At 66.8% G+C, this 21441-nt stretch carries 22 protein-coding genes and 1 tRNA gene; 17 read left to right on the top strand and 6 right to left on the bottom strand.

Going from position 1 to position 21441, the window contains the following annotated elements:
- Positions 1 to 146: 146 nt before the first annotated feature.
- From PIB44_RS08145 to PIB44_RS08135, 3 genes are all read right to left on the bottom strand, one after another.
- Positions 147 to 221, bottom strand: a tRNA-Val gene (locus PIB44_RS08145).
- 105 nt (positions 222 to 326) lie between these two features.
- Positions 327 to 1616: a dicarboxylate/amino acid:cation symporter gene (locus tag PIB44_RS08140; RefSeq protein WP_278068988.1), complete on the bottom strand. Its 1290-nt coding sequence runs from the start codon at positions 1614 to 1616 to the stop codon at positions 327 to 329.
- 279 nt (positions 1617 to 1895) lie between these two features.
- Complete coding sequence (locus PIB44_RS08135) at positions 1896 to 2585, bottom strand: HAD-IA family hydrolase (protein WP_278068987.1); 690 nt, start codon at positions 2583 to 2585, stop codon at positions 1896 to 1898.
- A 75-nt stretch (positions 2586 to 2660) separates the two neighbouring features.
- Here PIB44_RS08135 and glmU point away from each other — a divergent pair, with 75 nt between their 5' ends.
- On the top strand, positions 2661 to 4028 hold the full coding sequence (gene glmU / locus PIB44_RS08130; protein ID WP_278068986.1) for a bifunctional UDP-N-acetylglucosamine diphosphorylase/glucosamine-1-phosphate N-acetyltransferase GlmU: 1368 nt from the start codon (positions 2661 to 2663) through the stop codon (positions 4026 to 4028).
- A complete protein-coding gene (rpiA, locus tag PIB44_RS08125) occupies positions 4025 to 4708 on the top strand; it encodes a ribose-5-phosphate isomerase RpiA (protein ID WP_278068984.1) in 684 nt (227 codons plus the stop codon). Before glmU ends, rpiA begins: the two co-directional genes overlap by 4 nt.
- Here the strand turns inward: rpiA and PIB44_RS08120 are convergent.
- Entirely contained in the window at positions 4698 to 5639 is a 942-nt protein-coding gene (locus PIB44_RS08120; protein ID WP_278068983.1) for a hypothetical protein, read from the bottom strand. The two genes, rpiA and PIB44_RS08120, sit on opposite strands and share 11 nt — an antisense overlap.
- Before the next feature lie 238 nt (positions 5640 to 5877).
- On the opposite strand from PIB44_RS08120, the gene gor reads away from it, so the two are divergent.
- The 5 genes from gor (at position 5878) to PIB44_RS08095 (ending at position 10779) form a co-directional block, all read left to right on the top strand.
- On the top strand, positions 5878 to 7275 hold the full coding sequence (gene gor / locus PIB44_RS08115; RefSeq protein ID WP_278068982.1) for a glutathione-disulfide reductase: 1398 nt from the start codon (positions 5878 to 5880) through the stop codon (positions 7273 to 7275).
- A 95-nt stretch (positions 7276 to 7370) separates the two neighbouring features.
- The gene (locus PIB44_RS08110; RefSeq protein WP_278068981.1) at positions 7371 to 8114 is read left to right on the top strand and encodes a class I SAM-dependent methyltransferase; all 744 of its coding nucleotides are present in this window, start codon (positions 7371 to 7373) and stop codon (positions 8112 to 8114) included.
- 83 nt (positions 8115 to 8197) lie between these two features.
- Positions 8198 to 9094, top strand: coding sequence for a 3-hydroxyisobutyrate dehydrogenase (gene mmsB, locus PIB44_RS08105; protein ID WP_278068980.1), 897 nt, complete (start codon positions 8198 to 8200; stop codon positions 9092 to 9094).
- 273 nt (positions 9095 to 9367) lie between these two features.
- The gene (hemA, locus tag PIB44_RS08100; protein ID WP_278068978.1) at positions 9368 to 10594 is read left to right on the top strand and encodes a 5-aminolevulinate synthase; all 1227 of its coding nucleotides are present in this window, start codon (positions 9368 to 9370) and stop codon (positions 10592 to 10594) included.
- Positions 10591 to 10779, top strand: coding sequence for a DUF6898 family protein (locus tag PIB44_RS08095; RefSeq protein ID WP_278068976.1), 189 nt, complete (start codon positions 10591 to 10593; stop codon positions 10777 to 10779). Before hemA ends, PIB44_RS08095 begins: the two co-directional genes overlap by 4 nt.
- A 9-nt stretch (positions 10780 to 10788) precedes the next feature.
- Here PIB44_RS08095 and PIB44_RS08090 read toward each other — a convergent pair whose 3' ends face one another.
- Positions 10789 to 11526 (bottom strand): IPTL-CTERM sorting domain-containing protein, encoded by a 738-nt coding sequence (locus PIB44_RS08090; RefSeq protein ID WP_278068975.1) that lies wholly within the window; start codon positions 11524 to 11526, stop codon positions 10789 to 10791.
- Between the two features lie 192 nt (positions 11527 to 11718).
- Between PIB44_RS08090 and glyA the strand changes: the two genes are divergently transcribed.
- From glyA to PIB44_RS08040, 10 genes are all read left to right on the top strand, one after another.
- Positions 11719 to 13002: a serine hydroxymethyltransferase gene (glyA, locus tag PIB44_RS08085; protein WP_376787710.1), complete on the top strand. Its 1284-nt coding sequence runs from the start codon at positions 11719 to 11721 to the stop codon at positions 13000 to 13002.
- 12 nt (positions 13003 to 13014) lie between these two features.
- A complete protein-coding gene (gene nrdR / locus PIB44_RS08080) occupies positions 13015 to 13488 on the top strand; it encodes a transcriptional regulator NrdR (protein ID WP_003164743.1) in 474 nt (157 codons plus the stop codon).
- Positions 13488 to 14246: a RibD family protein gene (locus PIB44_RS08075; RefSeq protein WP_278068974.1), complete on the top strand. Its 759-nt coding sequence runs from the start codon at positions 13488 to 13490 to the stop codon at positions 14244 to 14246. The genes nrdR and PIB44_RS08075 overlap by 1 nt, the downstream gene beginning before the upstream one ends.
- A 77-nt stretch (positions 14247 to 14323) precedes the next feature.
- A complete protein-coding gene (locus PIB44_RS08070; RefSeq protein ID WP_278068972.1) occupies positions 14324 to 14914 on the top strand; it encodes a riboflavin synthase in 591 nt (196 codons plus the stop codon).
- Entirely contained in the window at positions 14911 to 16047 is a 1137-nt protein-coding gene (ribB, locus tag PIB44_RS08065) for a 3,4-dihydroxy-2-butanone-4-phosphate synthase (protein ID WP_134580800.1), read from the top strand. The genes PIB44_RS08070 and ribB overlap by 4 nt, the downstream gene beginning before the upstream one ends.
- Positions 16044 to 16505, top strand: a complete 462-nt coding sequence (gene ribH, locus PIB44_RS08060; RefSeq protein ID WP_029972475.1) for a 6,7-dimethyl-8-ribityllumazine synthase — start codon at positions 16044 to 16046, stop codon at positions 16503 to 16505. Before ribB ends, ribH begins: the two co-directional genes overlap by 4 nt.
- The gene (nusB, locus tag PIB44_RS08055) at positions 16502 to 17038 is read left to right on the top strand and encodes a transcription antitermination factor NusB (RefSeq protein WP_035302214.1); all 537 of its coding nucleotides are present in this window, start codon (positions 16502 to 16504) and stop codon (positions 17036 to 17038) included. Before ribH ends, nusB begins: the two co-directional genes overlap by 4 nt.
- Complete coding sequence (thiL, locus tag PIB44_RS08050) at positions 17025 to 18014, top strand: thiamine-phosphate kinase (RefSeq protein ID WP_278068969.1); 990 nt, start codon at positions 17025 to 17027, stop codon at positions 18012 to 18014. Before nusB ends, thiL begins: the two co-directional genes overlap by 14 nt.
- Before the next feature lie 40 nt (positions 18015 to 18054).
- Complete coding sequence (locus PIB44_RS08045) at positions 18055 to 18477, top strand: hypothetical protein (RefSeq protein ID WP_278068967.1); 423 nt, start codon at positions 18055 to 18057, stop codon at positions 18475 to 18477.
- Between the two features lie 174 nt (positions 18478 to 18651).
- On the top strand, positions 18652 to 20802 hold the full coding sequence (locus PIB44_RS08040) for a sodium-translocating pyrophosphatase (protein WP_278068966.1): 2151 nt from the start codon (positions 18652 to 18654) through the stop codon (positions 20800 to 20802).
- A gap of 122 nt (positions 20803 to 20924) precedes the next feature.
- Here PIB44_RS08040 and bamE read toward each other — a convergent pair whose 3' ends face one another.
- Complete coding sequence (bamE, locus tag PIB44_RS08035; RefSeq protein WP_025977062.1) at positions 20925 to 21404, bottom strand: outer membrane protein assembly factor BamE domain-containing protein; 480 nt, start codon at positions 21402 to 21404, stop codon at positions 20925 to 20927.
- Positions 21405 to 21441 lie beyond the last annotated feature (37 nt).

Genomic DNA, 21441 nt, shown 5'->3' with positions numbered 1-21441 from the left:
CCCCCCGTCCTGTTGGGTCCCTAACGCAACGCGCGCGGAAAGGGTGCAAGGCCTGCTGTTGAAACAGGAAAACTGTAAAGACGAGCGTTCTTAAGCGTCAAGCTGACGGCGGCTTGTCGGAAGCAAGAAATCATCGGGAGGAGGAATGGTGGACGCGACAGGGATTGAACCTGTGACCCCCTCGGTGTGAACGAGGTGCTCTCCCGCTGAGCTACGCGTCCGCCTGGGAACGGGGCGGTCAGTGACAGCGCCGTCGGGAGGCGGGGACATAGCCCGCGATTCCGACGACGGCAAGCCTCAATTCATCAAATCGGTGCGTCGCTTGCTCAGATTCCCGCCGCCCGCACGCCGTCCGGCGTTTCGTCTTCCGGATCGCCGGGCAGCCAGGCCACGTGGCCGTCATAGATGTCCTGGTTCAGGATGCCTTCCTCCTTGGCGACCAGGACGGGCACGATCATCTGGCCGGTGACGTTGGTGGCGGTGCGCATCATGTCGATGATGCGGTCGATGGCGATGATGTAGCCCACGCCTTCCAGCGGCAGGCCCGCTGTCGACAGCGTCAGGGTCAGCATGACGATACTGGTCCCCGGCACGCCCGCCGTGCCCAGCGAGCCCAGCACCGCCGTCAGGCCGATCAGGACATATTGCGTCGCCGTCAGCTCGATCTGGAAATACTGGGCGATGAAGATGGAGGCGATGGCCGGATAGATCGCGCCGCACCCGTCCATCTTCACATTGGCCCCCAGCGGCACGGCGAAGGAGGCGTAGGCCTGCGGCACGCCCAGGCGCTCGACCGTCTGACGCAGGGTGACGGGCAGGGTCCCCAGAGACGAGGAGGTGGCGAAGGCCGTCTGCATGGCCGCGCCCGCGCCGCGGAAGAAGCTGACCACCTTCAGCCCGTGCAGCTTCAGCAGGCCCGAATAGACGACCAGGATGTGGAACAGGCAGGCCGCATAGATGGCGAAGATGAACTTGCCCAGCGGCAGCAGCGCCTCCCAGCCATAGCCGCCGACGACCGAACCGATCAGGCCGAACACCCCGAACGGGGTCAGCTGGATCACCCAGCGGGTGATGCGGAAGATCAGGGCCGCGCCCTCATCCACCAGCCTGCGCGCGTTCTGCGCCCGGTCGCCCAGGGCAACCAGCGCCGCGCCAAGCAGCGCCGAGAAGAAGATGATCTGCAACACCTTGCCTTCAGCCAGCGAGGCGAAGGGATTGGTCGGCACGACGCCCAGCAGCACCTGCAACGGCGAGGGGATCTCGCGCGCCTTCACCTCGCCCAGCGGCAGGTCGGACAGGCCAACTCCCGGATTGATGATGTGCCCGAACGCAAAACCGACCAGCACGGCCAGCAGGGAGGTGACGGCGAACCAAACGATGGTCCGCACCCCCAGCCGCACCGCGCCGACGCCTTCGCCCAGCTTGGCGATCGAGCTGGCGATGGTGAACAGCACCAGCGGCGCTACCACCATGCGGATCAGGTTCAGATAGACGTCCCCGATGGGCTGCAGCCAGACGGTCGCCTGCTCGCGCAGGATCAGGCCGGCGATAATGCCCAGGGCGAAACCGGCGGCGGTGCGCTGCCACAGGGGAATGGCGAAGAAGCGACGAAGCATGACGACCCTTGGGGAGGAACAGGTCGACCTATGTGTTTCGCAGACGCGAAGACGGCAACAGCGACGGGCGCAGATGGGGTGCAGAAGTTCTAAAGTGTTCGATAGTTTTTCCTTCTCCCCTTGAGGGAGAAGGTGGGCGCCGGAGGCGCTCGGATGAGGGGCGCCGGCGCCTCGTATCCGATCCAACAGCCGCACGATCACGCGACTTTCAACCGTCGCGCAGACTCCCCTCATCCGGCCCTGACGGGCCACCTTCTCCCTCAAGGGGAGAAGGGAGAGTTATGCTCTCATCACCCCGGCCAGCGCCGCTTCGAACGCATCGTAGTGATCAATCATCACATCGCCGCCCAATTCATTATGCGGCACGTCATTGTAACCGAAGCTGACGGCGATGCAGGGCACGCCCGCATCCTTGGCCGCCCTGGTGTCCGTGGTGCTGTCGCCGACCATGACGCAGCGCGCCGGATCGCCGCCCGCCTTGCGCACCGCCTCGATGATGTGCGCGCCGCTGGGCTTGCGGGTCGAGACCGCATCCGGCCCGGCCACGAAGGCGAAGTGGCGCGTCAGCCCCAGCGCCTCGATCAGCGCCACCGACAGGTCCGTGCGCTTGTTGGTCGCCACGCACAGGATCGCCCCGCGCGCGCTCAAGCGGTCCAGCGCCGCGACGCAGCCGTCGAACGGGCGGCTCTCGTCGGCGATATGGGCCAGGTAGTCCTCGATGAAACGCTCGAACAGACCGGGCGCATGGGCCTCGTCCCAGGCGGCGCCCGCTTCCATGAAGCCGTGGCGCAGCATGGCCATCGCGCCGTGCCCGACCAGATGCCGGGTCGAAGACATGGGCACGGGCGGCAACTCATACTCCGCCAGCATCCGGTTCAACGTGCCGATCAGGTCGGGCGCCGAGTCCACCAGCGTTCCGTCCAGATCGAAGGCGATGGTCCAGCCTTCCAGGTCGCGCTCAATGTTCACTCATCTGTCTCCCGGCTCGCGAAGACCCCGGCAATGGGCTAGATCGCAAGCAACGACAAGCCGCCGGATCGATTCATGACCGCACCCCATCCCCAGAGTCATCCTAGGGCCGCCATCATCCTCGCCGCGGGGCAAGGCACGCGGATGAAGTCGCCGCTGCCCAAGGTGCTGCATCCGGTCGGCGCCCGCGCCATGCTGGACCACGCCATCGACGCGGCCGAGGCTCTGGGCTGCGAACGCATCGTCGTCGTCGTCGGCTCTCACTCTCCGGAAGTCCGCGCCCATGTCGAAAAGCGCCTCGGCGCCGACAGCATCGCCGTTCAGGACCCGCCGCTCGGCACCGGCCACGCCGTCCGCGCCGCCGAGGCGGTGCTGGGCGACTTCGTCGGCCATGTGGTCGTCACCTACGGCGACGTGCCCCTGCTGAAGGCCGCCGACATCGAGCCGGTTTTCGCTGATGCTCATGAAGGCGTCACCGTCATCGGTTTCGAGGCCCGCGATCCCGGCGCCTACGGTCGCCTGATCCTCGACGGCGACGACCTGCTGGCCATCACCGAGGCCAAGGAGGCGTCTGCTGACGTCCTGGCCGTCACCGCCTGCAACTCGGGCGTCATGGCCGCGCCGGTCGGCCTGCTGTTCGACCTGCTGGCCGAGGTCCGCAACGACAACGCCAAGGGCGAGTACTATCTGACCGACGTAGTCGAACTGGCCCGCAAGCGCGGCGCCCCGACCCGCGCCGTCTTCGCCGCCGAAGACTCTGTCATGGGCGTCAACGCGCAAGGGGAGCTGGCTCAGGCCGAGGCCCTGTTCCAGAAGACCCAGCGCGAGCATTTCCTGGCGCAGGGCGTCACCATGAGCGCCCCCGACACCGTCCACTTCGCCTGGGACACGGACATCGGCGCTGGCACGACCATCGAGCCCTTCGTCGTCTTCGGCCCCGGCACCCGCGTGGCCGAGGGCGCCCGCATACGCAGCTTCAGCCATATCGAGGGCGCCAAAATCGCCCGCGGCGCCGAGGTAGGCCCCTACGCCCGCCTGCGCCCCGGCGCCGACCTGGGCGAGGGCGTCAAGATCGGCAACTTCGTTGAGGTCAAGAACGTCCGCATGGACGCGGGCGCCAAGGCCAATCATCTGGCCTACCTCGGCGACGGCCATGTGGGCGCGAAGGCCAACATCGGCGCGGGCACGATCTTCTGCAACTACGACGGCTTCTTCAAACACCGCACCACGGTGGGCGAGGGGGCCTTCGTCGGCTCGAACAGTTCGCTGGTCGCCCCCGTGACCATCGGCGCGGGCGCCATGGTCGGCTCCGGTTCCGTGGTGACCAAGGATGTCGCGCCCGGCGACCTGGCCCTGGCGCGCGGTCAGCAGACGACGAAGCCGGGCTGGGCCGCCCGCTTCATGGAAACCATGCGCGCGAAGAAGGCGGCGAAATCCCAATGAGCGACCTGCAGAAGAAGAACGCCGGCGAAGCCGCCGCTCAATACGTGGAGGCCGGAATGGTCGTCGGTCTGGGCACCGGCTCCACCGCCGCCTGGTTCGTGAAAGCCCTGGCCGCCCGCAACCTGCCCGACCTGCGCTGTGTCCCGACGTCCGAGCGCACGGCCGATCTGGCGCGCAAGTTGGGTCTGACCCTGTCGTCGCTGGAAGACACCCCCCGCATCGACCTGACCGTCGACGGCGCCGACGAGATCGGCCCCGGCCTGGCGCTGATCAAGGGCGGCGGCGCGGCCCTGCTGCGCGAGAAGCTGGTGTGGGAGGCGTCCGCCCGCTGCATCTGCATCGCCGACGCGGCCAAGGTGGTTCCGGCGCTGGGAACCTTCCCCCTGCCGATCGAGGTCGTCGCCTTCGGCCACAAGACGACCGCCAACCGCATCGCCGACGTGCTGGCCGATCACGACATCGCCTCGCCCGCCCGCGTGCGCGAGGCCGAACGCGGCCTGATCCGCACCGATGGCGGCAACCTGATCTACGACGCCGCCTGCAAGCTGATCGCCGAGCCGACCCGCCTCGCCTCCGACCTCAAGAGCCTGACCGGCGTGGTCGAGCATGGCCTGTTCCTCGACCTGACTGACCTGGCCGTCATCGGTACGGACGAGGGCGTCTATACGATCAATCCGTAGTCGGCGGCGCCTCGTCGGCAAGGCGGGCATGCGCGCGGCGGATCGAGGACTGGATCTCCGACTTGCCCGCCCGCACGTTCTGTCGGGTGCGCTGGGCGCCGTACAGGCCGTCCAGATAAGCCTTGTCCCACTCGGTCAGATAAGGAGCGCTGCCCGGATCGTTGAAGACGTTCAGGATCGAGGTGTAGGCGCTGGTGTCCGCCGTCGGGTCGATCTGCGCCAGCGACACCATGGCGATATAGTCCGCCAGTTGCACCGAATTGACTGCGCCGGTCTTGCTGACGTCCACGACGATGATGGCGCGGAAGATGTTGTCGACGATCTGGGTCGTCAGCCGCGAAGCTGCGAATACGTTGATGGTCGGAGCGTAGTCCATCGGCCCCGAGCAGGCGTCCGCGCATTCTCCGGGAATGCGGACCGCGCGCTGACCCGTTTCGGAATCGACCGGCATGCTGACCTGCCACCAGCGGACGGGGCGGCTCGTCTCCTGGAAGTCTCTCAGCGCCGCGGCGCCGCGATCCATGCCGGAGCCGCCCATGCGCAGGGCCCGACGGCGGCGTTCCACCAACTCCCGTGCGAAAGCGTCGCCATCGGCGGTCGCGACAATCAGCAGATTGGGCGTGCAGCCGGGGTCGCCGGCGTTCAATCCAAGGTCTTCCGCCACGGTCGAAACGCGGTCCACCAGATATTGCGCGGCTTCACGGCGCAGATTGACGGCGCCCACGCAGACGCTGCGGTCCCATCGGGCGATGCCGCGCCCGCGATTGGGCGCTGCGACTTCGCTGACGAAGCTCTCGATCAGGTCGTCAAGGCGTCGGCCCGAGACCTGGATATCTTCCAGCCGAACCGCTTGATCCTCAGGGGCGGGCGCGGCCGACTGAGCGGGCGGGGCGCTGGCGCTGAGCGCAAGAGCGAGAAGGGCTGCGATCATCACCTGGCCTCACGACATATTCTGACCCAGCCACAGTATTTCATAACCGCGTCTGGTGAAAGCGGGGCGGTGGCTGTCCTCGCCCACTCGGGCTTCTTTGACACGGGCCTGCCTCGCGCCTTGCCCCCTCGCATCCGGGCGCCTAAGTCGGGGTCAGCGCTGCGGTTCAACCGCGCGATTTCAGACGATTCAGACGAATTGGACTCTATTTTTTAGGTCCAGCCAGCCGGAGCCCCCGATGAGCCAATACGACTACGACCTCTTCGTCATCGGCGCTGGTTCGGGAGGGGTGCGGGCGGCGCGGCTGACGGCCTTGGGCGGCAAGAAGGTCGCCATCGCCGAGGAGTATCGGGTCGGCGGCACCTGCGTCATTCGCGGCTGCGTCCCAAAGAAGTTCATGGTCATGGCCGCCGAGGTCAGCCACGCGCTTGAGATCGCCGAGGGCTACGGTTGGTCGTTCGCCGACGCCAAGTTCGACTGGCCGACCTTCCTTCAGGCCAAGGATGTCGAGATCGCCCGTCTGTCCGGGATCTACGCCGCCAATCTGGGCAAGGCGGGCGTAGACCTGCTGCATGGGCGCGCCGTGCTGAAGGACGCCCACACCGTCGAGGTCATCGGCAAGGACGGCGCTGAAACCCAGACGATCACGGCCGAGAAAATCCTGATCGCCACCGGCGGCCGACCTTGGAAGCCGGACAGCCTGCCGGGCATCGAGCACGCCATCACCTCCGAAGAAGCCTTCCACCTGCCCGAACTGCCCAAGCGCGTCCTCGTCGTCGGCGGCGGCTATATCGCGGTGGAGTTCGCGGGCATCTTCGCCGGGCTGGGGGTCGAGACGACCCTGATCTATCGCGGGCCCAACATCCTGCGCGGCTTCGACGACGACGTGCGCGCCCATCTGGCGGGCGAGATCGAGAAGCGCGGCATCAAGGTCATTCTCGGCTGCCAGCATGAATCGATCGAAAAGACCGAGGCGGGCCTGATCAACCACCTCGAAAACGGCATGAAGATCGAGACCGACGTGGTGATGTTCGCCACCGGACGCGCGCCCTATGTCGAGGGGCTGGGGTTGGAAACCGCCGGGGTCGAGCTGAACGAGAACGGCGCCATCAAGGTCGACGAATATTCCAAGACCACGGCCGACAACATCTGGGCCATCGGCGACGTCACCGACCGGATGAACCTGACCCCCGTCGCCATCCGCGAGGGCGTGGCCTTCCATGAGACGGTGTTCAAGAACAACCCTCAGCGGTTCGACTATGAAGCCGTCGCCACAGCCGTGTTCAGCCAGCCGCCCGTCGGCGTCGTCGGCCTGACCGAGGCCGAGGCCCGCCACGCCTGTCCGGGCGAGGTGGATGTCTACGTCACCCGCTTCCGCCCGATGAAATACGCCTTCACGGGCTCGGACGAGCGGGTCCTGATGAAGCTGGTGGTCGAGGCCGAAACCCAGCGCGTCGTCGGCTGCCACATCGTCGGCCCTGACAGCCCCGAGATGATCCAGTTGGCCGCCATCGCTGTAAAGGCCGGCCTGACCAAGGCTCAGTGGGACGCCACCTGCGCCGTTCACCCGACGATGGCCGAGGAGTTGGTCACACTGAGAGAGAAGCAGGCCGCGGCGGCCATGACGGCCGGCTGATTATGCGTCGAAGCGGCTTGCCAGCCGCTCCGACCCCGCGCCTTATGATGTCTGAAGGCCCCGACCGGGGCAGCCGCAAGATCAAGGAATTCGTCATGAAACCGCATCTGCTCGCCGCCGCCGTCGCCGCCGCCTTCCTGAGCGCCGCGCCTGTTCTGGCTCAGGACGCCGCCGCGCCTGCCTATCAGGCCGCCGTCGCCGACTCTCTACGCCCCGCCGACGAGGTCGAGCGCGACGCCCTGCGTCATCCCGCCGAGATGCTGGCCTTCGCTCAGGTGAAGCCGGGCCAGCGCATCGCCGACATCCGCCCCGGCGCGGGTTATTTCACCCGCCTGTTCGCGCGCGTCGTGGGCGACGGCGGCCACGTCTACGCCTTCGTGCCCAACCGCACGGCCGAGCGCGAGAATCCGCGCGCCGACGCCCTGGTCGCCGCCTATCCCAACGTCAGCCGCGTCAACGGCGACCTGGACGCCATGAGCTTCGACCAGCCGCTGGATCTGGTCTTCATGAGCCAGGAATATCACGACTTCCACATCCCCCGTTTCGGCGTGGACGTGGCCAAGATGAACGCCGACATCTTCAAGGCGCTGAAGCCCGGCGGTCTCTATGTCGTCATCGACCACCAGGCCGCGCCTGGCGCCGCCAACACCGTGGTCGAGACCCTGCACCGCATCGAGGGCGCCCAGCTTCGCAAGGAGGTCGAAGCCGCCGGCTTCGTCTTTGACGGCGAAAGCACGGCCGTCGCCAACCCCGCCGACGACCACAGCCTGAACGTCTTCGACGAGGCGATCCGGGGCAAGACCAACCAGTTCGTCTATCGCTTCCGCAAGCCGAACTGAGGCGTCTCGTCTCAAATTGGTGACTGGCGAAGCGGGTCGTGCGGCGCTAACCCTCGGCCAAAATCCATAAGGGAAACGCACAGATGACTCGCATCGCCTTCATCGGTCTGGGCAACATGGGCGGCGGCATGGCCGCCAATCAGGCCAAGGCCGGGCATGACGTCGCCGCCTTCGACCTGTCGCCCGCCGCGCTGGAACGCGCCGCCGAGGCCGGGTGCCGCACCGTCAGTTCGGTCGCCGAGGCCGTGAAGGACGCCGAGGTGGTCATCACCATGCTGCCCGCCGGGCCGCACGTCCTCAGCGTCTATTCCGAACAGATCATCGGCGCGGCGCCCTCCAGCGCGCTTCTGCTGGACTGCTCGACCATCGACGTGGAGACGGCGCGCAAGGTCGCCGGCCTGGCCAAGGAAGCGGGCTACGCCTTCGCCGACGCGCCCGTCTCGGGCGGCACGGCCGCCGCTGACGCCGGGACCCTGGCCTTCATGGTCGGCTGCGACGAGGCCGACTTCGCCCGCGTCGAACCGGCGCTGGAGCCGATGAGCCGCATCACCATCCGCGCCGGCGACCACGGCGCGGGGCAGGCGGCCAAAATCTGCAACAACATGCTGCTGGGCATCAGCATGATCGGGACCTGCGAGGCCATCGCCCTGGCCGAGAAGCTGGGGCTCGAACCCGAGCGCTTCTTCGAGATCGCCTCCAAGTCGTCGGGCCAGTGCTGGAGCGTGACCAGCTACTACCCCTGGGCCGGTCCCGTGCCGACCGCCCCGTCGAACCGCGATTATGAAGGCGGCTTCGCCACGGCCATGATGCTGAAGGACCTCAAGCTGGCTCAGGACGCCGCGGCCAAGGCCGGCGCCTCGACGCCGCTGGGTGCCCAGGCCGAAGCTCTCTACGCCCTGTTCAACGGCCTCGGCTACGGCGGCAAGGACTTCTCCGCCATGGTCCAGATGCTGCGCGGGCGGATCGATACGCTGAGCTGAGCCATGGCTTTCCTCCCCATGCTAATGGGGAGGGGGACCACGAAGTGGTGGAGGGGCCTGACGACGGCAGAACCAAGCAGCCCCTCCGTCTCGACCGCTCCGCGTCCGATCCAGCTCCCTATTGGCATGGGGAGGAAATCACGGGCTTTCTCAAAGCTGAGAACCGTTATCAATTAAGGGGTTGAGACGTTTTGTCCTGCGCCTGACATGGACAAGACAGGGCGGCGCGCGCAATTAGGCTCGCAAAGCTGCATAAGCGAAAGAAGCGCCGCCTTGTTCGACTATAAGTCCGCCTTTCAGAACTCTGTGGATCAGGTCCGCAGCGAAGGCCGTTACCGTGTCTTCGCCGATCTGAAGCGGGTGCGCGGGCAATTTCCTCTTGCCCGCCGTCGGCGCGCGGACGGCACGCACCAGGATGTGGTGGTCTGGTGCTCGAACGACTACCTCGGCATGGGCCAGCATCCGGTCGTGGTCGAGGCGATGAAGAACGCGATCGATCTCAGCGGCGCCGGGGCAGGGGGCACCCGCAACATCTCGGGCACCACGCGCTCGGCGGTCGACCTGGAAGCCGAGCTGGCCAGCTGGCACCAGAAGGAAGCCGCCCTGCTGTTCACCTCGGGCTATGTGGCCAATGAGGCGACGCTGTCGACGCTGCAGAAGATCCTGCCGGGCCTGATCATCTTCTCGGACGCGCTGAACCACGCCTCCATGATCGCGGGCATCCGCAACGGCGGCGGCGAGCGCCACATCTTCCGCCACAACGACCTCGAACACCTTGAGGAACTGCTGGCCGCCGCGCCGGTCAACGCGCCCAAGCTGATCGCCTTCGAGAGCGTCTATTCGATGGACGGCGACATCGCTGACCTGGCGGGCACCATCGCCCTGGCCAAGAAATACGGCGCCCTGACCTATCTGGACGAAGTCCACGCCGTGGGTCTGTACGGCGCGACCGGCGCAGGCGTCGCCGAGCGCGACGGCGTGCTGGACGGCATCGACATCGTTGAATGCACCCTGGGCAAGGCCATCGGCGTCATGGGCGGCTACATCGCCGCCGACGCGGTGATCGTGGACGCTGTGCGCAGCTGGGCCTCGGGCTTCATCTTCACCACCAGCCTGCCGCCCGCTCTGACCGCCGGGGCCCTGGCCTCGGTGCGCCATCTGAAAGCGCACCCCGAACTGCGCGACGCCCATCAGGAGCGCGCCGCCACCCTGAAGCGCCGTCTGTCCGAGGCGGGGATCCCGGTCCTGCCCAGCGTCAGCCACATCGTGCCGGTCCACGTCGGCAACCCGGTGCACTGCAAGTTGATCTCGGACATGCTGCTGGAAGAGCATGGCATCTACGTCCAGCCGATCAACTATCCCACCGTGCCCAAGGGGACCGAGCGCCTGCGCTTCACTCCGTCGCCCGATCATGATGATGCGATGATCGACAAGCTGGTCGATGCGATGGACAAGCTGTGGTCCCACTGTAACGTCGCGCGTCGTCCGGTCGCGGCGTGACGGCTGACGCTGACCTCGGCGAGATCATCGTCGAGTTCGTCCGCAACGGCCCCTATGTGAAATGCTCCGCCGTCCACACGGCCACGGGCGTGGAGGTCTCCGCCATAGGCCCCGCCGCCGAGCCGCGCGCGGTCGAACGCGTGGCGATCGCCAAGCTGAAGCGTGCGCTGACGACGCGCCGCTGACCTTTGCCGTCAGACCGTCTGACGGCGGCGATGCAGGCTCAGAGCCGCCCCGCCGGCCAGCAAGACGCCCAGCAGGATCATCGCCCATTCCGACAGGGTCGGCACCGGCGCGGGCGGCGAGGGCGGGGTGAGCGACATGGTCACTGCGCCCGCCTGGGCCTGGGAAGCGCCTTCAGCCGGGGCGGCCGTCGTATTAATGCACCCGGCGCCCGGCGTGTTGGTGGGGGCGTTGCTGACGGCGCCGCGCGCCGTGCATCGGGCGTTGTTATCGACCGAAATCGCCGGATGGACCGAGCTGAAATAAATCGTCGAGACACGCGTGTTGAGATCGTTTGACGGCGTGGCGGAGAAAAGGAACGGCGCGCCATTCGTCCGGTCGAACTTGAACTCAAAGGCCGTGATGACGCCGCTGGCGTCGGTGCTGACGTTGGCGAAGTTGATGACCATCTTCGGATCAGGGATGCCCGCGGTCAGCAGGGTGTAGGTGTTTTGGCCGTCGCTGATCTCGAAATCGTCGATCATATGACCGACGTCATCGGTCTGAACATTGAGGTCGGGGTCCAGCGGACCGAAGAAGGTGATCGTCCCGCTCAGGCGCTGGCCCGCGACATAGGCCTTGCACACCCCCACCGGGCATGCCGTGGAGTTGGTGATCGCGGTGTAGGGCTCGCTCTGGATGTAATAGGTTACCGGGGCCGCAGCCGCCTGGGTCGCCATAAGGCAAAGGGCCGCAACGGCGTACCCCATCAACTTTTTCATCGTGATTCATTCCCCGCCAGTTGTTGGGATGATAGCGGTTCGCAATGTTTCGCGCACGTGTTTTCGAACGATGTTTTCCCTTGGGCTGATCGGTCGCAGCGGCCACTAGATGTTGTGGCTTCTGGCAGGGCGGCCTAGAAGGGAGCGCCGTTTCAGCCTTCAGCCTCCGGGATGCCTCCAGTGACCGCCTTCACGCACGATTCCTATTTCACCAAGAGCCTCGCCGATGCTGATCCGGCGATCTTCAAGGGCATCCAGGGCGAGCTCGGTCGCCAGAAGGAGCAGATCGAGCTGATCGCTTCGGAAAACATCGTCTCTCAGGCGGTGCTGGACGCGCAAGGCTCGGTCCTGACCAACAAATACGCTGAGGGCTATCCCGGCCGTCGCTATTACGGCGGCTGCGAGTTCGTCGACATCACCGAAGACCTGGCCCGCGAGCGCGCCAAGGAACTGTTCGGCGCCGCCTATGTGAACGTCCAGCCCCACTCGGGCGCTCAAGCTAACCAGGCCGTCTTCTTCTCCCTGCTGCAGCCGGGCGACACCTTCCTGGGCATGGACCTGGCCTGCGGCGGCCACCTGACTCACGGCTCGCCCGCCAACCAGTCGGGCAAGTGGTTCCGCCCCGTCACCTACAAGGTGAACGAAGACGACCATCTGATTGATTATGATCACGTCGCCGAAATGGCGCAGAAGGAAAAGCCGAAGCTGATTCTGGCGGGCGCCTCGGCCTACAGCCGCCACATCGACTTCAAGCGTTTCCGCGAGATCGCCGACAGCGTCGGCGCCTATCTGATGGTCGACATGGCTCACTATGCAGGCCTGATCGCCGGCGGCGCCTATCCCGACCCGATGCCCCACGCCCACGTCGTCACCACCACGACCCACAAGACCCTGCGCGGCCCGCGCGGCGGCATGATCCTGTCCAACGACCTGGATCTGGGCAAGAAGATCAACTCGGCCGTCTTCCCCGGCCTGCAGGGCGGCCCGCTGGAGCACGTCATCGCCGCCAAGGCCGTGGCCTTCGGCGAGGCGCTGAAGCCCGAGTTCAAGCTCTACGCCCAGCAGGTGGTCAAGAACGCCCAGGCCCTGGCGGCCGTTCTGGTCGAGCGCGGCCTGGCCATCGTCTCGGGCGGCACCGACAGCCACCTGATGCTGGTCGACCTGCGTCCCAAGGGCGTGACCGGCAAGGCCACCGAGCATGAGCTCGAGAAGGCGCTGATGACCTGCAACAAGAACGGCGTGCCGTTCGACACCGCGCCCTTCACCGTCACCTCGGGCGTCCGTCTGGGCACCCCGGCGGGCACCACGCGCGGCTTCGGCGAGGAAGAGTTCAAGCAGATCGGCCACTGGATCGCCGACGTCGTGTCGTCGATGAACGGCGGCGATGAAGCCGATCCGGCCGTCGTCGCGGGCGTGGCGGCTCAGGTGCGCGAACTGACCGCGCGCTTCCCGATCTATCGCTAAGAGGTCCATCGGATGAAGTGCCCCTTCTGCGGAAACGCCGACACCCAGGTAAAGGACAGCCGCCCGTCTGACGACGGCGCGGCCATCCGCCGCCGTCGGTCCTGCCCGCAGTGCAACGGGCGCTTCACCACCTTCGAGCGGGTGCAGCTGCGCGAACTGGTCATCCTGAAACGGAACGGCCGCCGCACCCCCTTCGACCGCGACAAGCTGGAACGCTCGCTGGGCATCGCCCTGCGCAAACGCCCGGTGCAGCCGGATCAGGTCGAGCTTCTGGTCAGCCGCATCGTGCGCCAACTGGAAAGCCTGGGCGAGACCGAGATCCCCTCGCACATCGTCGGCGACTTCATCATGAAGGCGCTGAAGTCGGTCGATGAGGTCGCCTACGTCCGCTACGCGTCTGTCTACAAGGACTTCCGCCACACCAGCGACTTCGCCAAATTCCTCGGCGACGAGGGTTTCGACGAGACCAAGTCCGGCCAGGACTGATGCGCCCGCGCGTCACCCTCAAGCTGGCCACGTCGCTGGACGGCCGCATCGCCACGGCCACGGGCGAAAGCCAGTGGATCACCGGGCCCGAAGCCCGTCTGCAAGGCCACCGCCTGCGCGCGACGCATGACGCCATCCTGGTCGGCGTCGAGACCGTGCTCGCCGACGATCCCGAACTGACTGTCCGTCTTCCTTCTCCACTCGGGGGAGAAGGTGGCTCGCGTAGCGAGACGGATGAGGGGCATGTGTCATCACGCAAAACGGCTGAAGTCGGGGGCGCGTCCGGCGTCCCCCTCATCCGAGCGGCTCCGCCGCCCACCTTCTCCCCCGAGGGGAGAAGGAATCCGTTGAGGGTCGTGCTCGACAGTCGTCTGCGGACCCCTGCGAATGCCAAGGTCGCCTCCGGCAACGCCCTGATCCTCACGACCGCCACGGCCCACGCCATTGGCCACGCCGACGTCATCACCGTCGCCGCAGATGACGGCCGCCCCGCCATTTCCGCCGTCCTCGACGCCCTGTCCGCCCGCGCCATCACCTCCGTCCTGATCGAAGGCGGTGGCCGGGTCGCCGCCTCCTTCATCCAGGCGGGCGCAGTCGACGCCATCGAGTGGTTCCGCGCCCCGATCCTGCTGGGCGGGGAGGGCAGGCCCTGCGTCGCCTCCCTGGCGCTTGCAAAGCTGGCCGACGCCCCCAAGTTCCGTCGTCTGGGCGTCGAGCCTGTCGGAGACGACCTGTGGGAACGCTACGCCCGGGTCTGACGCCTCCGCAGGCGCGATTTCAGACGAATTAGACTAATTAGACTCTGTTTTTTGGGTCCGAAGGGACCGGAGCTTTCATGTTCACCGGCATCGTCACCGACATCGGCCGCGTTCGCAGCGTCCGTGAAACCAACCGCGACCGTCGCTATGAGGTCGAGACCGTGTGGGACACGGCGACCATCGACCTGGGCGCCTCCATCAGCCACGCGGGCTGCTGCCTGACTGTTACAGAGAAGGGGGAGGGCTGGTTCGCGGTCGAGGTCTCGGGCGAGACCCTGTCCAAGACCAAGCTGGGCGACTGGAGCGAGAACACCCGCGTCAACCTGGAGCGCGCGGTGAAACTCGGCGACGAACTGGGCGGCCATATCGTCTCGGGCCATGTCGATGGTCTGGGTGAGGTCGTGTCCATCACGCCCGAGGGCGGATCGCACCGCATCGTGATCGATGCGCCCGCGCCCCTGCACAGATTCATCGCCCCAAAGGGCTCAATCACGGTCGATGGGGTTTCCCTGACGGTGAATGGGGTGCATGAGCGCCGCTTCGACGTGAACATCATCCCGCACACGTGGGATGCGACCACCCTCGGCGGCCTGAAGGTCGGCGAAAAGGTCAATCTGGAGATCGACATGCTGGCGCGTTACCTCGCGCGGTGGCAGGAGACCGCATGATGAAACTGGCCGTCCACAATACCGACAGCCCGATCAGCTCGATCGAGGACATTATCGAGGACGCCCGCAACGGCCGCCCCTACATCCTGGTGGACGCCGAGGACCGCGAGAACGAGGGCGACATCGTCATTCCGGCCCAGTTCGCCACGCCGGAACAGATCAACTTCATGATCCGCTATGCGCGCGGCCTGGTGTGCCTGGCCATGACGGCCGAGCGCGCCAAGCAGTTGCGCCTGCCGCCGATGGCCGCCGAGAACCGCGAGAGCATGGGCACGGCTTTCACCATCTCGATCGAGGCCAAGGAAGGCGTCACGACCGGCATTTCGGCCGCTGACCGCGCTCACACGGTCCAGGTGGCCGCCGACCCGTCGCGCACCGCCGACGACATCGTCTCGCCGGGACACATCTTCCCGCTGGTCGCGCGCGACGGCGGCGTCCTGGTGCGCACCGGCCACACCGAGGCCGCTGTGGACATCAGCCGCATGGCCGGCCTGATCCCCGCCGGGGTGATCTGCGAGATTATCAAGGACGACGGCGAGATGGCGCGGATGCCTGATCTCATCGCCTTCGCCCAGTTGCACGGGCTGAAGATAGGCACCATCGCCGACTTGATCGCCTATCGCCGCCGCACCGAGCGCTTTGTCGAGCGCGTGATGGAGACGCCGTTCCAGAGCGTCCACGGCGGCGAGTTCAAGCTGATCCTGTACCGCAACACCATCGAGGGCGCGGAGCACGTCGCCCTGGTGCGCGGCGATATCGATCCGGCCAAGCCGACTGTCGTGCGCATGCACCAGATCGACTTCGCCGCCGACCTGCTGGGCCATGTCGAGGCCCGCCAGGACTATATTCCGAAGGCGATGCAGGCGCTGGCGGCCCATGACGGCCCGGGCGTCGTCGTCTTCCTGCGCGATCCCGACCTGCATGGCCTGGCCGAACGGCTCGGCGGCGTGGCCAAGCCCGCGGCGGCGGATCGCTCGCTGAAAGCCTATGGCGTCGGGGCGCAGATTCTGCTCGACCTCGGCGTCAAAGACATGATCGTGATGAGTTCGACGCGACCCAATCCGACGGCGCTTGAAGGCTATGGCCTGCGCATCGTCGGCTGGCGCGACATGGACGGAGAAGACCAATCTTGAACGACCCCACTCGCGTCCTCATCGTTGAGGCGCGCTTCTACGACGAACTGGCCGACGCCCTTCTGGAAGGGGCGAAGGACGCCCTGCGCGCGCAAGGCGTACAGTATGACGTCGTGACCGTGCCCGGCGCTCTGGAAGTGCCGACCGTGATCGCCATGGCCGAGGAGGCCGGGCGCTATCCGACCGCGCCGCGCTACGACGGCTATGTCGCCTTGGGCTGCGTGATCCGCGGCGAGACCTACCACTTCGAGATCGTCTCGGATCAGTCGGCCGCCGGCATCCGCAACCTGGGCCTCAAGGGCGTGGCTATCGGCAACGGCATCCTGACGACCGAGGACGAGGAGCAGGCCTGGGCCCGCGCCCGCCTCAGCGAGGGCGACAAGGGCGGCTTCGCCGCCCGCGCCTGCCTGGACCTGATCTCTATCCGTAAACGCCTGCGTGGGGGCCTGGCCTCGTGACCGAACCGACCAGCGCCCCGGCGACCGTCGCCGAAGTCATGGCTCAACTGGCCGAGGCTGAAAAAGCCCGCGCCGAGCCGCAGCTGACCAGCCGCCAACGCCGCGCCCGGACGGTCGCCCGTCTGGCCGCCGTTCAGGCCCTGTATCAGATGGAGCTGGCGGGCGAGGGCGTCGACAGCGTCGTGCGCGAGTTCCGCAATCACCGCTTCGACGCCGACATCGACGGCGCCCCTCTGGCCGAGGCTGACGAGGACTGGTTCTCCGAGATCGTCCACGGCGTGGTCGAGGATCAGCGCGGCATCGATGAGGCGATCAAGGCGCGCTTGGCCTCCAACTGGCGGCTGGAGCGTCTGGACGCCACGCTGCGGGCTCTGCTGCGCTGCGGCGCGTGGGAGCTGAAGCACAAGCCGGACGTGCCGCGTGAAATCGTCATCGACGAGTACGTCGAACTGGCCAAGGCCTTCTTCGACGACGCGGAGGCGAAGTTCGTGAACGCGGCGCTGGACGGCGTGGCGCGCGATGCCCGCGATTGACGTCGCGGGTGAATTCGAGACCATCCAGCGGCTGTTGAAGCCGCTGGCGCACCCGGAATGGGCGAGGGGGCTGGCCGACGACGTGGCCGCGCTGCCCTCGCGACCGGGACACGACCTGGTTCTGACCAAGGACGCGATCGTCGAGGGCGTCCACTTCCTGCCCGACGACCCGCTGGACACGGTGGCGCAGAAGCTTTTGCGCGTGAACCTGTCCGATCTGGCGGCCAAGGGCGCCGAGCCCTTCGGCTACCTGTTGGCCTGTCATTGGTCAGAGCGCTGCGGCTGGCCCGAGCGCGAGGCTTTCGTCGCCGGGCTGCGGCGCGATCAGGCTATTTTCGACATCTTCCTGCTGGGCGGCGACACGGTGAAGACGCCGGGCCCGGCCAGTTTCTCCGCGACGATGATGGGCTGGGCGCCGTCAGGCGCGGCGGTCAGCCGGGCGGGCGCGCGGCCCGGCGATCTGGTCTTCGTCACCGGAACCATCGGCGACGGCTGGCTGGGCCTTCAGGCCGCCCAGGCGACCCTGACGCTGGAGCCCGAACGCATGGACGCGCTGGAGGCCGCCTATCGCACTCCCATGCCGCGCGTGGAGTTCGCGCCCGTCGTTCTGGGCCTCGCCACGGCCAGCGCCGACGTGTCCGACGGTCTTCTGGCCGACGCCGCCCACATCGCCGAAGCCAGCGGCGTGCGACTCGAGATCGACCTGGAGGTCCTGCCGATGTCAGCGGCGGCCCAGGCCTGGTTCGAGGGGCGTGTCGACCCTCAGGCGGCGCTGGAGCTGCTGGCCAGCGGCGGCGACGACTATGAGATCCTGCTGACCGTCCCGGCGGGCGCCGAGAACGCATTGCGCCGCGAGGCCGAGCGCCGCCACCTGCGCCTGACTTGCATCGGTCGCGTGACCGAGGGCAGGGGGCTGTCGCCTCGCTATCTGGGCCAGGCCATCACCCCGACCCGCACCGGCTGGACCCACGGCTGAGCGCAACGGAATCCTAACGGGGAAGAGCCAGTCTGAGTTGATGAACCGCCGCTCCCTGATCCTCGCCCTCGCCGGCGCCGCCCTGTCGGGACCGGCGCTCGCCTCGCCCTCAGCGGAAACGCCCGCCCAGCCCGCGAGCTTCAACCTGACCGGCGTGGGCCTGCCGATCATCGTGGGCGGCCGCGTCCGCAACTACGTCTTTGCAGAACTGAGACTGCATCTGGGCGAGGGCCAAACCCTGGACGCGGTAAGGGCCAAGGAGCCCTACCTGCGCGACGCCCTTGTCCGCGCCGGCCACCCGACGCCCTTCGTCCTCGCCGACGACTGGAATCAGTTGGACGCGGCCGCGCTGAGCGCCAGCCTGATCCGCTCGGCCGATAGCCTGATCGGCAAGGGGGCGATCGCCCGTGTCGAGGTCGTCAGCCAAGCCGCGCGCCGCCGCACGACTGTGCGCGCCCTCTAAAAGAGCGCTGTTGCGCCACGGCTCTGCTTTTGGCACGATTTAGCCGCAATTCCCGAGGGGCGTGAATTTACGTCTGTAAGCGCACGGGGGGACCGGAAGGCGGCCGAGAGGCGACAACGCCCGTAGCGCAGCCCATGGATCCGCGCGTCTAGTTGCATAGGGCTTGGAAACGCCATGAGGTCATATCTTTGGCTGGTCATCGCGGCCGGCGCTTTGGGGGTGCTTTACGGAGCCGTCCAGACCGCCGCCCTGATGAAGGCCGACAGTGGTAATGAACGGATGCGTGAGATCGCCGCGGCGATTCAGGAAGGGGCATCCGCCTATCTGAAGCGTCAGTACACAACGATTGGCATTGTAGGGGTCGTGATCTTGGTCGCGGCCTTTTTTCTTATCGGGATCTGGGCGGCGCTCGGCTTCCTGATCGGCGCCGTCCTGTCGGGCGCGGCGGGCTATGCGGGGATGCTGATCTCCGTGCGCGCCAACGTCCGCACGGCCCAGGCCGCATCGCAGAGCCTGTCCAAAGGACTAGACCTGGCCTTCCGCTCCGGCGCCATCACCGGCATGTTCGTGGCGGGCGGCGCTCTTCTGGGCGTGTCCGGCTACTACGCCTTCATGACCCAGGGAATGGGCCACGCCTCTACCAGCCGCGAGGTCATCGACGGCCTTGTGGCGCTGGGCTTCGGCGCCTCGCTGATTTCCATCTTCGCGCGACTGGGCGGCGGCATCTTCACCAAAGGGGCCGACGTCGGCGGCGACATGGTCGGCAAGGTCGAGGCCGGCATCCCTGAGGACGACCCCCGCAACGCCGCCACCATCGCGGACAATGTGGGCGACAACGTCGGCGACTGCGCCGGCATGGCCGCCGACCTGTTCGAAACCTATGCCGTCACCACGGTGGCGACCATGGTGCTGGCGGCCATCTTCTTCCGCAACCAGCCCTATGTCGACGTGCTGATGCTGCTGCCGCTGGCGATCTGCGGCGTCTGCATCGTGACGTCGATCATCGGCACCTTCTTCGTCCGTCTGGGCAAGAGCGGCAACATCATGGGAGCCCTGTATCAGGGCCTGATCGTCACCGGCGTGCTGTCGCTGGGCGCGGTCTGGTGGGTGATCAATCAGCTTCTACCGGGGGCGGTCGAAACCTCAGGCGGGCTGCTGATCCAGCCGATGAACCTGTTCTGGGCGGGCGTCGTCGGCCTGCTGGTTACGGCGGCCATCGTGGTCATCACCGAATACTATACCGGCACGGGCTTCCGGCCGGTGAAGTCGGTGGCCAACGCCTCGGTCTCGGGGCACGGCACAAACGTGATCCAGGGTCTGGCCATGTCGCTGGAGTCCACGGCGCTTCCGGCCCTGACCATCATCGTCGGCATCGTCGCGGCCTTCCAATTGGCAGGCCTGTTCGGCATCGCCATCGCCACCACCACCATGCTGGGCGTGGCGGGGATGATCGTGGCGCTGGACGCCTTCGGTCCGGTCACGGATAACGCAGGCGGCATCGCCGAGATGGCGGGCCTGCCGCCGGAAGTCCGTGTCTCGACCGACGCCCTGGACGCCGTGGGCAACACCACCAAGGCCGTGACCAAGGGCTACGCCATCGGTTCGGCGGGGCTTGGGGCGCTGGTCCTGTTCGCCGCCTATGTGGAGGACCTCAAGTTCTTCGCGGCCGAGGCGCAGCCGGGCAGCTTCTTCCACGGCCTGGGCGCGGTCGCCTTCGACCTGTCCAACCCCTATGTCGTGGTCGGCCTGCTGTTCGGAGGGCTGCTGCCCTTCCTGTTCGGCGGTCTGTCGATGACGGCCGTGGGTCGCGCGGCCGAGGCCGTGGTGGCCGAGGTCAGGCGTCAGTTCCGCGAGAACCCCGGAATCATGACGTTCGAGACCAAGCCGGAATACGGACGGGCGGTCGACATCCTGACCAGCGCGGCTATCCGCGAGATGATCATGCCGTCCCTGCTGCCGGTTCTGTCGCCAATCATCCTGTTCGTCGTCATCCTGTTCATACAGCCGGACAAGGCCAACGCCTTCGCCGCCCTGGGGGCCATGCTCATGGGGGTGATCGTGACGGGCCTGTTCGTCGCCATTTCCATGACCTCGGGCGGCGGCGCCTGGGACAACGCCAAGAAGGTGATCGAGGAAGGCTTCACTGACAAAAACGGCGTGGTCCACGGCAAGGGCTCGGAAGCGCACAAGGCCGCCGTCACCGGCGACACTGTGGGGGATCCCTACAAGGACACCTCCGGCCCGGCGGTGAACCCGATGATCAAGATCACCAACATCGTGGCGCTGCTGCTGCTGGCGGTGCTGGCGAGCGGCAAGATCGTCTGACAGCGCTCAGCTGGAACTGAAAACGCCCCGGAGAGCGATCTCCGGGGCGTTATCTTTTTTTGCGCCCTATGCTCGTGACGCGGTTGCTCGCGGCTTTAGGGCGACTGTATGTGCTGTGGCCGTTAGTCCGGGCGGCGCTGGCCAGGAACGTCGTCCTCGGTGCGCGGCAGTTGGCCGCGGCCGACGTTGCCGAGCAGTTGCTCAAGGATGGTCAGCTGGCGGCCGCGCGTCGGGGTCTCGCGGCTTTCCATGGCGATCTGGCGGCCGTCTTCCAGGCCCAGATTGCGCACCGTGGCGACCTTGCCGTCCGCCTCGTTGAAGGTGATCTCCGTCACCGTACGCTGCGACACCTTCGGCTTGTTGTAGGTGTAGCGCTGGGTCGTCTGGGTCAGATAGTACCAGACGTTCTCCGCCTCAAAGGTCGAGGCGGTGGAGGGCGTGCCCAGCTTTGTCAGCACGGTCTCCCGCGTGTCGACGCCAGCCTCGATATCCTGAGGTTTGACGTCCACGGCCTGAAAGCCCTGGGTGGCGACGACTGGCGCGCAGGCGCCGGCGGCGGCGGCGAGCGAGGCGGCGATGATGAGCGACGTAAAACGGGGCATCGGCGATGGGCCTCAAGAAATAAGGTCTTTGACCTAA

This window comes from Brevundimonas sanguinis (genome assembly GCF_029636725.1).
Taxonomy (GTDB): domain Bacteria; phylum Pseudomonadota; class Alphaproteobacteria; order Caulobacterales; family Caulobacteraceae; genus Brevundimonas; species Brevundimonas sanguinis.
The sequence above is the reverse complement of the archived record's forward strand: the minus strand, read 5'-3'. Positions and strand labels throughout refer to the sequence as shown.

Coding starts and splice junctions, on each gene's coding strand:
- PIB44_RS08120 (WP_278068983.1), bottom strand. CDS start 5,639: ATGATCGCAGCCCTTCTCGCTCTTGCGCTCAGCGCCAGCGCCCCGCCC.
- PIB44_RS08090 (WP_278068975.1), bottom strand. CDS start 11,526: ATGGGGTACGCCGTTGCGGCCCTTTGCCTTATGGCGACCCAGGCGGCT.
- PIB44_RS08075 (WP_278068974.1), top strand. CDS start 13,488: ATGCGCCCGCGCGTCACCCTCAAGCTGGCCACGTCGCTGGACGGCCGC.
- nrdR (WP_003164743.1), top strand. CDS start 13,015: ATGAAGTGCCCCTTCTGCGGAAACGCCGACACCCAGGTAAAGGACAGC.
- glmU (WP_278068986.1), top strand. CDS start 2,661: ATGACCGCACCCCATCCCCAGAGTCATCCTAGGGCCGCCATCATCCTC.
- PIB44_RS08045 (WP_278068967.1), top strand. CDS start 18,055: ATGAACCGCCGCTCCCTGATCCTCGCCCTCGCCGGCGCCGCCCTGTCG.
- thiL (WP_278068969.1), top strand. CDS start 17,025: ATGCCCGCGATTGACGTCGCGGGTGAATTCGAGACCATCCAGCGGCTG.
- gor (WP_278068982.1), top strand. CDS start 5,878: ATGAGCCAATACGACTACGACCTCTTCGTCATCGGCGCTGGTTCGGGA.
- ribB (WP_134580800.1), top strand. CDS start 14,911: ATGATGAAACTGGCCGTCCACAATACCGACAGCCCGATCAGCTCGATC.
- bamE (WP_025977062.1), bottom strand. CDS start 21,404: ATGCCCCGTTTTACGTCGCTCATCATCGCCGCCTCGCTCGCCGCCGCC.
- PIB44_RS08110 (WP_278068981.1), top strand. CDS start 7,371: ATGAAACCGCATCTGCTCGCCGCCGCCGTCGCCGCCGCCTTCCTGAGC.
- PIB44_RS08140 (WP_278068988.1), bottom strand. CDS start 1,616: ATGCTTCGTCGCTTCTTCGCCATTCCCCTGTGGCAGCGCACCGCCGCC.
- PIB44_RS08040 (WP_278068966.1), top strand. CDS start 18,652: ATGAGGTCATATCTTTGGCTGGTCATCGCGGCCGGCGCTTTGGGGGTG.
- PIB44_RS08070 (WP_278068972.1), top strand. CDS start 14,324: ATGTTCACCGGCATCGTCACCGACATCGGCCGCGTTCGCAGCGTCCGT.
- mmsB (WP_278068980.1), top strand. CDS start 8,198: ATGACTCGCATCGCCTTCATCGGTCTGGGCAACATGGGCGGCGGCATG.
- rpiA (WP_278068984.1), top strand. CDS start 4,025: ATGAGCGACCTGCAGAAGAAGAACGCCGGCGAAGCCGCCGCTCAATAC.